At 72.1% G+C, this 11,867-nt stretch carries 13 protein-coding genes; 7 read left to right on the top strand and 6 right to left on the bottom strand.

Annotation, left to right across the window (positions count from 1 at the left end):
• Positions 1-36 precede the first annotated feature (36 nt).
• The gene (locus ACPXCB_RS10660) at positions 37-1,014 is read left to right on the top strand and encodes a carbohydrate kinase family protein (RefSeq protein WP_425874409.1); all 978 of its coding nucleotides are present in this window, start codon (positions 37-39) and stop codon (positions 1,012-1,014) included.
• A 123-nt stretch (positions 1,015-1,137) separates the two neighbouring features.
• Here the strand turns inward: ACPXCB_RS10660 and ACPXCB_RS10655 are convergent, their stop codons facing one another.
• Positions 1,138-1,371: a sulfurtransferase TusA family protein gene (locus tag ACPXCB_RS10655; RefSeq protein WP_132236127.1), complete on the bottom strand. Its 234-nt coding sequence runs from the start codon at positions 1,369-1,371 to the stop codon at positions 1,138-1,140.
• On the bottom strand, positions 1,368-2,519 hold the full coding sequence (locus ACPXCB_RS10650) for a cysteine desulfurase family protein (protein ID WP_425874407.1): 1,152 nt from the start codon (positions 2,517-2,519) through the stop codon (positions 1,368-1,370). The genes ACPXCB_RS10655 and ACPXCB_RS10650 overlap by 4 nt, the downstream gene beginning before the upstream one ends.
• Positions 2,520-2,708: 189 nt before the next feature.
• Between ACPXCB_RS10650 and coxB the strand changes: the two genes are divergently transcribed.
• Positions 2,709-3,680 carry an aa3-type cytochrome oxidase subunit II gene (coxB, locus tag ACPXCB_RS10645; protein ID WP_421452306.1) on the top strand — a complete coding sequence of 324 codons (972 nt, stop codon included), beginning with the start codon at positions 2,709-2,711 and terminating at the stop codon, positions 3,678-3,680.
• A gap of 10 nt (positions 3,681-3,690) precedes the next feature.
• On the top strand, positions 3,691-4,119 hold the full coding sequence (locus ACPXCB_RS10640; RefSeq protein ID WP_425874405.1) for a cytochrome c oxidase subunit 4: 429 nt from the start codon (positions 3,691-3,693) through the stop codon (positions 4,117-4,119).
• Positions 4,120-4,377: 258 nt separating this feature from the next.
• On the opposite strand, the gene ACPXCB_RS10635 is transcribed toward ACPXCB_RS10640, so the two are convergent.
• The 4 genes from ACPXCB_RS10635 to ACPXCB_RS10620 all read right to left on the bottom strand — a co-directional run bounded on the left by ACPXCB_RS10635 (position 4,378) and on the right by ACPXCB_RS10620 (position 7,396).
• Positions 4,378-4,581: a hypothetical protein gene (locus ACPXCB_RS10635; protein WP_425874403.1), complete on the bottom strand. Its 204-nt coding sequence runs from the start codon at positions 4,579-4,581 to the stop codon at positions 4,378-4,380.
• A gap of 157 nt (positions 4,582-4,738) precedes the next feature.
• A complete protein-coding gene (trpD, locus tag ACPXCB_RS10630) occupies positions 4,739-5,785 on the bottom strand; it encodes an anthranilate phosphoribosyltransferase (RefSeq protein WP_425874401.1) in 1,047 nt (348 codons plus the stop codon).
• Between the two features lie 85 nt (positions 5,786-5,870).
• Positions 5,871-6,266 (bottom strand): hypothetical protein, encoded by a 396-nt coding sequence (locus ACPXCB_RS10625; protein WP_425874399.1) that lies wholly within the window; start codon positions 6,264-6,266, stop codon positions 5,871-5,873.
• A gap of 185 nt (positions 6,267-6,451) precedes the next feature.
• Complete coding sequence (locus ACPXCB_RS10620; RefSeq protein WP_425874397.1) at positions 6,452-7,396, bottom strand: cytochrome c oxidase assembly protein; 945 nt, start codon at positions 7,394-7,396, stop codon at positions 6,452-6,454.
• A gap of 108 nt (positions 7,397-7,504) precedes the next feature.
• On the opposite strand from ACPXCB_RS10620, the gene ACPXCB_RS10615 reads away from it, so the two are divergent.
• The 4 genes from ACPXCB_RS10615 (at position 7,505) to ACPXCB_RS10600 (ending at position 11,794) form a co-directional block, all read left to right on the top strand.
• Positions 7,505-8,104, top strand: coding sequence for a cytochrome c oxidase subunit 3 (locus ACPXCB_RS10615; protein ID WP_425874395.1), 600 nt, complete (start codon positions 7,505-7,507; stop codon positions 8,102-8,104).
• 72 nt (positions 8,105-8,176) lie between these two features.
• Positions 8,177-9,010, top strand: a complete 834-nt coding sequence (locus ACPXCB_RS10610) for a cytochrome c (RefSeq protein WP_425874393.1) — start codon at positions 8,177-8,179, stop codon at positions 9,008-9,010.
• A 67-nt stretch (positions 9,011-9,077) separates the two neighbouring features.
• Complete coding sequence (locus ACPXCB_RS10605; protein WP_425874392.1) at positions 9,078-10,166, top strand: ubiquinol-cytochrome c reductase iron-sulfur subunit; 1,089 nt, start codon at positions 9,078-9,080, stop codon at positions 10,164-10,166.
• Entirely contained in the window at positions 10,163-11,794 is a 1,632-nt protein-coding gene (locus tag ACPXCB_RS10600) for a cytochrome b (protein WP_425874391.1), read from the top strand. The genes ACPXCB_RS10605 and ACPXCB_RS10600 overlap by 4 nt, the downstream gene beginning before the upstream one ends.
• Positions 11,795-11,867: the final 73 nt, after the last annotated feature.

The following is an 11,867-nucleotide window of genomic DNA, read 5'->3' as shown; positions in this document are numbered from 1 at the left end:
CTGACCGGCGCCCTGCTCCCGACCCCGAGGGTTGACATGAAGATCGCCGTGACCGGCTCGATCGCCACCGACCATCTGATGAACTTCCCCGGTCGCTTCGCCGACCAGTTCATCGCCGATCAGTTGCACAAGGTCTCGCTCTCCTTCCTGGTGGACGACCTGGTGCTGCGGCGCGGCGGGGTGGCGGCCAACATCGCCTTCGGCATGGGGCAGCTCGGCCTGCGCCCGGTCCTGGTCGGCGCGGTCGGCGCGGACTTCGCCGACTACCGCTCCTGGCTGGAGCGCCACGGCGTCGACTGCGACTCGGTGCACGTCAGCGAGGTGGCGCACACCGCCCGGTTCGTCTGCACCACGGACACCGACATGTGCCAGATCGCCTCGTTCTACGCCGGGGCGATGAGCGAGGCGCGCAACATCGAGCTGGCGCCCGTGGCCCGCCGCCTCGACGGGCTGGACCTGGTCCTGGTCGGCGCGAACGACCCGGAGGCGATGCTGCGGCACTCCGCCGAGTGCCGGGAGCGCGGCTACCGGTTCGCCGCCGACCCGTCCCAGCAGCTCGCCCGCATGGACGGTGAGGACGTCGTCGGGCTGATCGAGGGCGCCGAGTACCTGATGACCAACGACTACGAGAAGTCGCTGCTGCAGAGCAAGGCCGGGCTGACCGACGCGCAGCTGCTCGACCGGGTCAAGGTGCGGGTCACGACGCTGGGCAAGCACGGGGTGGAGATCGCCGGGCGGGACTTCGACCCGATCCACGTGCCGATCGCGCGGGAGACCCAGGCCGTCGACCCGACCGGCGTCGGCGACGGGTTCCGGGCCGGCTTCTTCACCGCCCTCTCCTGGGGGCTTGGGCTGGAGCGGGCCGCCCAGGTCGGCTCCCTGCTCGCCACGCTGGTGCTGGAGACCGTCGGCACCCAGGAGTACGAGGTCCGCCGCGACCTGTTCGTCAAGCGCCTGGCCGAGTCGTACGGCGACGTCGCCGCCGAGGAGGTCCGCCCGCACCTCATGCCGTGACGTGACACCGGCGCTGGTCGCGTCGCCGGGCCGCCGGGACTGGTGAGGAACACCCCCGGCGGCCCCGCCGCCCTGCGGCGGGAACGGCGGCGTGGTGCGGGTCGGACCCTCGCGCCACCCGGGTCAGTGGCGGCGGCGGACGTCGAAGGCGGGGCCGTCCGGGCCGGTGATCGTGCCGAGGAACTCGTGGCCGCGCATCCGGCACCAGGCCGGGATGTCCACCGCTGCGGCCGGGTCGTCGGCGAGCACCCGCACCACCGTGCCGACGGGCAGCTCGGGCAGCCGCCGGGCCGCCGCGATCACCGGCAGCGGGCAGCGCTGACCGCGGCAGTCGAGGATCTCCGCCGGCGCCGTCACAGCCCCACCACCCCGGCCTCGGCGCGCAGTCGCGCCACGACGCCGGGCAGTTCGGCGAGGAACCTCTCGACGTCGGCCTCCGTCGTCTCCCGGTGCAGCGAGACCCGTACGTTGCCGTGCGAGAGCACCCCCATCGCCTCCAGCACGTGCGACGGCCGCAGCGTCGACGACGTGCACGAGGAGCCCGAGGAGACGGCGAACCCGCGCCGGTCGAGCGCGTGCAGCAGGGCCTCGCCGTCGACGTAGAGGCAGGAGAAGGTCACCAGGTGCGGCAGGCGGTGGTCGGGGTCACCCACCACCTCCACGTCGGGCACCTCGGCCGCCACCCGGTCCCGGATCCGGGCCACCAGCGGCGCCAGCCGGGCCGCCTCGGCCGCGGCGTCGGCCGCCGCCGCGCGCAGGCTCGCCGCCGCCGCCACCACCGCCGGCAGGTTGAGCGTGCCCGGCGTACGCCCCGCCTCCCGCTCGTCGGCCGGCCAGGGCGACTCCCAGCGGGTGCCCTTGCGTACGACCAGCAGCCCCACCCCGGGCGGCCCGCCCCACTTGTGCGCGCTGGCGGTCAGCACCGACCAGCCCGCCGGCACCGGGGCCCGGCCCACCACCTGGGCGGCGTCCACGTACAGCGGCACTCCGGCCTCGGCGCACTCCCGCGCAGCCCCGGTCACCGGCTGGAGCGTGCCGACCTCGTGGCTGGCGGCGATCAGCGCGGCCAGCGCCACCCCCGGCGCCCGGACCGCCGCCGCCCAGCGGTCCAGGTCGAGCCGGCCGAGCCGGTCCACCGGTACGGACGTCGCCGTGCCGCCCGCCGCGACGTGCTTCTCGGCGGCGTGCAGCACCGCCGAGTGCTCGATCGCGGAGTGCACCAGGGCGGCGCCGACCCGACGCCGGCCGGTCAGGCCCCCCAGCACGGCGGAGTGCGCGGCCGCCGTACCGCTGGGGGTGAAGGAGAGTTCGTCCGCGCGGACGCCGAGCGTCTGCGCGCAGGCCTCGCGGGCGGCGTCGAGGAGTTGACGGGCGCGGCGGGCCTGCGTGTAGAGCCGGCCGGGGTCGGCCCAGCCGTCGTCGAGGGCGGCCAGCAGCGCCTGCCGGGCGACCGGATGCAGCGGCGCGGCGGTGGCCGCGTCCAGGTAGACCGGGGATGCGCTCACGCGAGCCAACGTATCGCGCCGGTATGCCCAAGATCCCCCCGATGGGGGCCGACAGCGACCCCAACACGGTCCAGCCCGTCATGGTCGAGTAATCTGCGACCGTCGGTGACGCCTTTGCCGCTGGTGCTGTCGCTCCGCAGGCGGAGGGCAGGGACAAGACACCGCGGCGCGCTAGGGAGGCAGGACCAGGTGGTCGCAAGGAGTTCGGAGGTACGGCCGTCGGCCGTACGGCACAGCGCTTCCTCAGGAGCCGGTGGGCGCCGGGGACGTGGTGCCGGTCGGATCGCCGGGCTCGGCCTCGGCGGAGCGGCGCTGCTGGTCCTGCTCACGGGCTGCGACGTCGGCGCGGCCTTCGGCGGCTTCGGCTGGCCGCAGGGCGGCATCACGCCCGAGTCGCACCGGATGTACGACCTGTGGATCGCCTCGTGCATCGCGGCGCTCGCGGTCGGCGTCTTCGTGTGGGGCCTGATCTTCTGGTGCGTCGTGCGCTACCGCAAGCGGGGCAACGAGCTGCCGGTGCAGACCCGTTACAACATGCCGATGGAGTTCCTCTACACCATCGCGCCGATCCTGATCGTCTCCGTGCTGTTCTACTACACGGCGGTCGTGCAGACCGACGTGGTGCGGACGACCAAGAACCCCGACGTCACGGTCGAGGTGGTCGCGTTCAAGTGGAACTGGCAGTTCAACTACCGCGACGGTCAGGGCCAGGACGCCAACACGGTCGCCTCCGTGCTCGGCACCAGTGAGGTCATCCCGATCCTGGTGCTGCCGACCGACCGGTCCATCCGGTTCGAGGAGACCAGCCGCGACGTCATCCACTCGTTCTGGGTGCCGGAGCTGCTGTTCAAGCGCGACGTCATGCCGGGCAAGATCCGCAACGTCTTCGAGGTCTCGAAGCTGGAGTCCGAGGGCGCCTACGTCGGCCGCTGCGCGGAGCTCTGCGGCAGCTACCACGCCTTCATGAACTTCGAGCTGCGGGTCGTCTCCCCGGAGAAGTACGAGCAGTTCCTGGCGGCCAAGCGGGACGGCAGGTCCACGCAGGAGGCGCTGACGGCCATCGGCGAGGACCCGTACGCGAAGACCACGAAGCCGTTCGAGACCCGTCGCACCGAGGCCAACTTCAACCCGGACGACGCGCCGGCCGGCGCGGGAAGCTGAGGGATCGGGCATGAAGACCGAGTGGCGCATCTTCCTGGTCATCGCCGGGTTCCTGCTCTTCGCCACCGCTCTCTACGGCGGGTGGACCGCCGCCGACTCCGGCGGCCAGGTCGAGTGGGTCGGCACGGTCGCCCTGCTGCTGAGCTTCCTGCTCTGCACGATGTGCGGCGGCTTCTTCTGGTTCGTCTCCCGCCGGATCGACCTTCGGCCGGAGGACCGGCCGGACGGCGAGATCGCCGACGGCGCGGGCGAGATCGGCTTCTTCAGCCCGGGCAGCTACTGGCCGTTCGGCCTGGCGATCGCCGTCGGGTTGGCCGGCTTCGGGCTCGCGTTCTGGCAGTTCTGGCTGCTCGGCCTCGGCATGCTGGCGGTCACGTTCTCCGTCTGCGGCCTGCTGTTCGAGTACTACAGCGGCACCCGGCGCACCGCCGAGCACTGATCGGTCGGTCACCCGCGAACGTCCCGAAGGCCCGCCTCCCCCGGGGAGGCGGGCCTTCGGCGTGGAACGGGTGGTGCGGGCCGTGGTCGGAGGTCAGGTCGTGCGCGCGCCGGACGCGGTTGGGCGGGGCCGAGAGCCGGTCCTGCGGGGTGCCGGCCGTGCCCGGAGGCCGGGTCGCGTGGATGCCGAACGTGTGCGGCAGCGGCGCTGAGCGGACACCGCGCGGGGCCCGACGCCCGCTCAGCGGTGGCGGTGGTCTCAGGCGGCGCGGCGGCGGGTCGCCGGGCGGTGCCGGCCGCTCCGACGCGCCAGGCGGAACGTGAAGGTGGTGACGAGCACGGCCGCGCCGCAGCCCGTGCAGACCAGTTCGGGGCAGTCGGCGCCGTGGCCGTCGGCGCACGGCGGCGCCTCGAACGGCTCGACGCCCTCACAGGTGTCGCAGTAGAGCTCGCGCTCCGACACGGGCGTCTCCTCTCGCTCCGGTCCCGCGGGGGTGTGTCGCACACGCCCGACGGGGATCGCCGCGCTCGACGGCGCAGGACGGATGTGGGAACTACTCAGCTGTAGTTTCCCACGGGGGTCCGACAACCTTCGGGCGGCACCCGGCGGTGCCCGGTGCTCACAGGGAGCGCGCGACCTCGATCCAGCGGTCGAGGACGCGGGCGGCGGCCCCGGAGTCGACGGACTCGGCGGCCCGGTCGATCCCGGCCCGCAGGGCCCCGGTGAGGTCGCCGTCGAGCGGGCCCTGCGTGGCCAGCGCCGCCGCCGCGTTGACCAGGACCGCGTCGCGCACCGGGCCGGTCTCGCCGGCCAGCAGCCGACGGACCACGTCCGCGTTGAAGGCGGCGTCACCGCCGCGCAGGTCGGCCAGGGTGGCCCGGGGTACGCCGAGGTCGGCGGCGTCCAGCAGCGACTCCCTGACGACGCCGCCCTGGGCCGCCCAGACGCGGGTCGGCGCGGCGGTGGTGAACTCGTCCAGCCCGTCCTCGCCGCGCATCACCAGCACGGAGTCGCCCCGGGCGGCGAAGACGCCGGCCATCACCGGGGCCATCCGGGCGTCGAAGCAGCCGACCGCTCCGGCGCGGGGCCGCGCCGGGTTGGTCAGCGGGCCGAGGAAGTTGAACACCGTGGGCACGCCCAGCTCCCGGCGTACCGGGCCGGTGTGCCGCATCCCGGGGTGGAACCGGGCCGCGAAGCAGAAGCCCATGCCGGCCTCGGCGACGCACCGGGCCACCCCCTCGGGGCCCAGGTCGAGCGGCACGCCGAGGAACTCCAGCACGTCGGCGGTGCCGCAGGAGGAGGAGGCCGCCCGGTTGCCGTGCTTGACCACCCGGACACCGGCGCCGGCCACCACCAGCGAGGCCATGGTCGAGATGTTGACGGTGTGCGCGAGGTCACCGCCGGTGCCGACCACGTCGAGGGCGGTCGCGCGCAGCTCGTCGGGCAGCTCGACCGGGACCGCCCGGCCGAGCATCGCCTCCACCAGACCGGCCAGCTCGGCCGAGGTCTCACCCTTGGCGCGCAGCGCGACGACGAAGCCCGCCATCTGCGCCGGGGCGGCCGAGCCGGCCATGATCTCGCCCATCGCCCAGGCGGTGTCGGCGGTGGCGAGTTCCTCGCCGCGCAGGAGCGTGTTGAGCAGGTGCGGCCAGGTCCGATCGCCCAAGGCGGGCCTCCCGAGCGTGCGAGATGCGGGTGGGATGGAACCGGCACCGGTCGGCCCGGCGCCGTGGCGGCCGGAGCGGGGGACGTCAGGCGGGTGCGTGCGTCCGCAGCAGCTCGGCCACCGTGGTGCCGGTGGTCACCGGGTCGAGCGGGTGCATCAGGGTGGCGTCGACCTCGGCGTACGCCGCGAGCCACCGGTCGGCGGCGCGGGCGATCACCACACAGGTCGGGGGGGCGTCGGCCCGGTCGTCCTTGATCTGCCGGGCGATGCCGATGCCGCCGCCCGGGCTCGCCTCGCCGTCGAGCACCAGCAGGTCGATCTCGTAGTCGTCGACGAGCCGGACGCACTCCGCGTAGTCGGACGCCTCGGCGAACTCGACCCGCAGGCCGGGCGCGGGGCGTGGCCCGACGGCGAGCCGCATCCGGTCGCGGACCTCCGGGTCGTCGCTGTAGAGCAGGACGGTGCAAAGACGATCGCTCATGCCGGCACTCCGCTTCGCTCCGTGCCGTCGTGCGGCACCATCACACTGAGCTTGATGATTCTTTCGCTGCGCGCTCGTCGGTCGGACTGGCTCCCACCTCGTGGCCGCCCGCTGATCGTACCGGTCGGTGTGAGGTGTGCGACGTCCGCCCAGCGGCGGCGCCGGGGCGTACCGGCTGGCCCCGTTCAGGCCGTGGACTCCGCGGCGCGCTGACGGGCCTCCTGGCGGTCCAGGTCGCGGTCGACGCGGCGGGCCTCCCGCTCGGCGTGCCGCATCCACTGCACGACCAGCACGGCCAGCATCGTCACGCTGACGAACTCGCCGCCGGCCCAGAGGATGCCGCCGGCGACCACCTGGTCCTGCCACGGGTCCGACCAGGTGAGCCCGAGCGACGGGTACCAGTCGCCGCCGAAGAGCGTGCTGCTCTGCATGATGGTGAGGCCGAGCACGGTGTGGAACGGCACGGAGAGCAGCATCAGCAGCGCCCGGGCCGGGTACGGCCAGCGGCCCGGCAGCGGGTCGAGCCCGAGCAGCGGCCAGAAGAACACGCAGCCGGTGATGATGAAGTGCGCGTGCACGACCTCGTGCGCCCACACGTGCTCCAGCGTGTAGCGGTACAGGTCGGTGAAGTAGAGCGCGAACGGGTTCACCACGAAGATGGCGAACGCCACCAGGGGGAAGCTGTAGATCCGGGCGATCCGGCTGTGCACGACCGCCAGCAGCCGCTTGCGCGGTCGCGGCGGCAGGGTGCGCAGGGCCAGCGTCACCGGCGCGCCCAGCGCGAGGAAGATCGGCGAGATCATGGAGAGCACCATGTGCTGGACCATGTGCACCGACAGCAGTGCCGTGTCGTACGCGTGCAGGCCGCTGACGGTGACCGCCGCGATGCCGCCGAGGCCGGGGCCGAGGAAGAAGACCGTCCGGGCGACCGGCCACCGGTCGCCCCGGATCCGCAGCCGGTGCACCCCGTAGAGGTAGACGCCGGCGGCCAGCACCAGGCCGACGGCGAGCCAGCTGTCCAGCCTGGTCTCGGTGAACACCGAGGTCACGGTGAACGGTGGCGGGGTGGCCGCGCTCGCCGCCGGCGCGGCGACGGCGGCTGCGGCGGAGATCGGATCGGCGTGCAGCACGCTTTTCAGCCTAGGTCAGGCGAACCGGACTGCCCCGATCGGGCTGTGGATGCCACGGGTTTGGCCCCCCGCTGATCGGCGGCCCCGGTCAGGGGCAATAATGACCGCGTGACTGCGGCCCCAGCCATTGACAAGAGCCGGATCCACTCCCTGACCCGACCCAACATGGTCAGCGTCGGGACGATCGTGTGGCTCTCCAGCGAACTCATGTTCTTCGCGGCGCTGTTCGCGATGTACTTCTCCATCCGCGCGGCGGCGCCGGAGCAGTGGGCGAAGCACACCGAGCACCTCAACATCCCCTACGCGACCACCTTCACGGTGATCCTGGTGTTGTCCTCGGTGACCTGCCAGCTCGGGGTGTTCGCCGCCGAGAAGGGTGACGTCCACGCGCTACGGCGCTGGTTCACGATCACCTTCGTGATGGGCCTGATCTTCGTCCTCGGCCAGCTCAACGAGTACCGCGAGCTGGTGCACGCGGGCATCAAGATCAACGAAGACGGTTACGGGTCGATGTTCTACCTGACCACCGGCTTCCACGGCCTGCACGTGGCCGGCGGTCTGGTTGCCTTCATCATCTTCATGATCCGCACCACCATGGGCCGGTTCACACCGGCGCAGGCCACGTCGGCGATCGTCGTGTCCTACTACTGGCACTTCGTCGACGTCGTGTGGATCGGGCTCTACGCCATGATCTACTGGCTTCAGTGATCTTGGCGCGTCACGAACCGCGCCGCTGCTTCGTCCCCTGAGACAAGGTCCAACCGGTTAAGGACACAGGTCATGACTTCTGACAACGACCGCCGACGCGGTCTGCTCGCGCGGCTGCGCGAGCGGCCCGCCGCGCGCAGCAGGGGCCGCCGCCGGCTGGGCGCCGCGGTCCGGCTGTTCGCCGCGCTGATGCTGGCCGGCGGCGCCTACACCGTCTTCGCCCCCGGCGCGCAGGCGCAGGACACCCCGCTCACCGGTGCCGCCGCAGAGGGCAAGGCGCTGTTCGACGTGAGCTGTGTGACCTGTCACGGTCGCAACGCGCAGGGCGTCGAGGGGCGTGGGCCGAGCCTGATCGGCGTCGGCGCGGCCTCGGTCGAGTTCCAGGTCGGCTCCGGCCGCATGCCGATGGCCCGGCAGGAGGCCCAGGCCCAGCGCAAGCCGGTGCTCTTCACCGACGAGGAGACCCGCCAGCTCGCGCAGTACGTCCAGGAACTCGGCGGCGGCCCGGTGGTGCCCGACGGCGACAACCTGCACGCCGACGGGAACGTCGCCGCCGGCGGCGAGCTGTTCCGGATCAACTGCGCGCAGTGCCACGCCTTCGGCGGCGGCGGCGGCGCCCTCTCCTCCGGCAAGTACGCGCCGAGCCTGCGCCCGGCCACCGACCGGCAGATCTACGCCGCCATGCTGAGCGGCCCGCAGAACATGCCGGTCTTCGGCGACAACCAGATCTCCCCGGACCAGAAGGCGGACCTCATCGCCTACATCCAGGAGACCCTGAAGCACGACCAGGACCCGGGCGGCTTCAACCTCGGTCGGTACGGGCCGTCCACCGAGGGCCTGGCGATCTTCCTGGTGGGCATCGTCGCGCTCGTCTTCGCGAGCCTGTGGATTGCGGGCAAGTCGTGACCGGGCGGCTCATCCGATTCAGTGCCGTGGTGCCGCAGCGCGGCACCGCCCGTAGCGAGGTGACGGCATGACCACGCACACCGAGCACCAGGCCCAGCAGGGCCGGGAGCCGCTCGACGTGAACACCCCCGGGCTCAGCCAGTTCGACATCGTCCGCGAGGGCGCGCGCCGGGACGACATCGAGATCGTCCACTACGAGCCGCAGGTGGTGCCGGGCAGCAAGGCCGAGCGCCGGCTGACCCGTACGGTCGCGTCGTTCTTCCTGCTGACCGGCCTGGCGGCGACCGCGTTCCTGGTGATCTACATCTGGTGGCCGTGGGAGTACTCCCCGGGTAGCGGCGGCGACAAGTGGTACACGCCGCTGCTCGGCGTCACCCTCGGCGTGGCCCTGCTCGGCGTCGGCTTCGGCATCCTGACCTGGGGCAAGAAGCTGCTGCCGAAGGAGGTCTCGATCCAGGACCGGCACGAGGGTGCCGTCGCCTCCGACGACCGGATCATCACCGGCCAGACCATGCTCTACATGGCCGACGAGTTGGGCGTGAAGCGCCGGCCGCTGCTCGGCATCTCGCTGCTGGCCGGTCTCGCGCCGGTCGGCGCGGTCGCCGCGGCGCCCCTGGTCGGCGGCCTGATCTCCCAGCCGCACAAGAACAACCAGATGTTCAGGACGGGCTTCGCCCCGACCGCGAGCGGCGAGAAGATCCGCCTGGTCCGCGAGGACGGCCGGCCGGTCCGCCCGGCGGACGTCAGCGCGGGCGGCCAGATCACCGTCTTCCCCGGCATCGACCACGGCGTGAGCAACCTGCACGCGGACTCGCCGACCCTGCTGATCCACCTGCGGGACTCCGACGCGCAGAAGTCGCGCCAGGCCAACGAGCGTGAGCAGCACGGCGACTACATGTGGGGCAACTTCGCCGCGTTCTCCAAGATCTGCACGCACGCCGGCTGCCCGGCGAGCCTGTACGAGCAGCAGACCAACCGCCTGCTCTGCCCGTGCCACCAGTCGCAGTTCCTGATCACCGACAACGCCCGGCCCATCTTCGGCCCGGCCAGCCGACGGCTGCCGCAGCTGCCGATCGAGGTGGACTCCGAGGGCTACTTCGTGGCCAAGTCCGACTACACCGAGACCGTCGGGCCAGACTTCTGGGAGCGGCCGTGAAGCGGCGCAAGTTTGACAAGGCAGCAGTCCCGGGGAACGTCGCCCGGGGAGTGGACGACCGCTTCCAGGTGGCCACCCCGCTGCGCCGGCTGCTGAACAAGGTCTTCCCGGACCACTGGTCGTTCCTGCTCGGCGAGATCGCGCTGTTCTCGTTCGTCGTCCTGCTGCTGACCGGCGTCTTCCTGACCTTCTTCTACGAGCCGGCGATGACCGAGGTCGTCTACAACGGCAGCTACGCCCCGCTGCGGGGCACGCCGATGTCGGCCGCGTACGCCTCCAGCCTGGACATCTCGTTCGACGTCCGCGGTGGCCTGATCATGCGGCAGATGCACCACTGGTCGGCGCTGCTGTTCATGGCCGCCATCGTGGTGCACATGCTCCGGGTCTTCTTCACCGGCGCGTTCCGCAAGCCGCGTGAGACCAACTGGATCATCGGCTCGCTGCTGTTCTGGGTCGGCTTCCTCGCCGGCTTCACCGGCTACTCGCTGCCGGACGACGGCCTCTCCGGCACCGGCCTGCGGATCGCCTCGGCGATCATGCTCTCCATCCCGGTGGTCGGCTCCTGGGTCACCTCGTCGGTCTTCGGCGGGGAGTTCCCGGGCACGATCATCATCAGCCGGTTCTACATCGCCCACGTGCTGCTCGTCCCGGGCCTGCTGCTCGCGCTGATCGGCGCCCACCTGGGCCTGGTCTTCAAGCAGAAGCACACCCAGTGGCCCGGCCCCGGCCGGACCAACGGCAACGTGGTCGGCGAGCGGATGTTCCCCCGCTACGCGATCAAGCAGGGCGGCTTCTTCATGGTCGTCTTCGGCGTGATCGCGCTGATGGGCGGCCTGTTCCAGATCAACCCGATCTGGCTGTTCGGCCCGTACGAGGCGTGGGTGGTCTCGGCCGCCAGCCAGCCCGACTGGTACGTCATGTTCCTCGACGGCTCGACCCGCCTGATGCCCAACTGGGAGATCAACATCCCGCTCGGCGACGGGTACGTGATCCCGCCGCTGTTCTGGCCGACGGTCGTGCTGCCGGGCATCCTGGTCGGCCTGTCGACGCTCTACCCGTTCCTGGAGGCCCGGCGCCTCAAGGACACCAGGAGCCACAACCTGCTCCAGCGTCCCCGGGACGTGCCGGCCCGGACCGCCCTGGGCGCCATGGCGCTGGCGTTCTTCGTCGTGCTGACCCTCTCCGGCGCCAACGACGTCATCGCCGACAAGTTCCAGATCAGCCTGAACGCGATGACCTGGGCCGGCCGTATCGGCCTGCTGGTGCTGCCGCCGCTGGCGTACTACGTCACCTACCGGATCTGCCTGGGTCTCCAGCAGCACGACCGGGAGGTGCTCGCCCACGGTGTCGAGACCGGCATCATCCGGCGCCTGCCGGACGGCCGGTTCGAAGAGGTGCACCAGCCGCTCGCGGCGGCCGACGGGCACGGCGACGGCCACGGCGCGCTGCCGTACGCCGGCTGGGTCGTGCCGAAGAAGATGAACCGGCTCGGTGCCCTCGGCCCGGCCATCCGGGGCTTCTTCTACCCGATCGAGAAGCCGGCCGAGGCGCCGGTCTCGCCGGGTCACCCGCCGGTCGAGCCCCGCCCGGAGCGGGAGGAGATCGGCAGCGGCGAGAGCCGCCGCTGACCCCGCGACACCTCGACGTGGCGCCCACCGGAGTCCTCCGGCGGGCGCCACGTCCGTTTCCGCCCCCCGACGG

It is taken from the genome of Micromonospora sp. DT62 (genome assembly GCF_049847285.1).
GTDB classification, from domain to species: domain Bacteria; phylum Actinomycetota; class Actinomycetes; order Mycobacteriales; family Micromonosporaceae; genus Micromonospora; species Micromonospora reichwaldensis.
The sequence above is the reverse complement of the archived record's forward strand: the minus strand, read 5'-3'. Positions and strand labels throughout refer to the sequence as shown.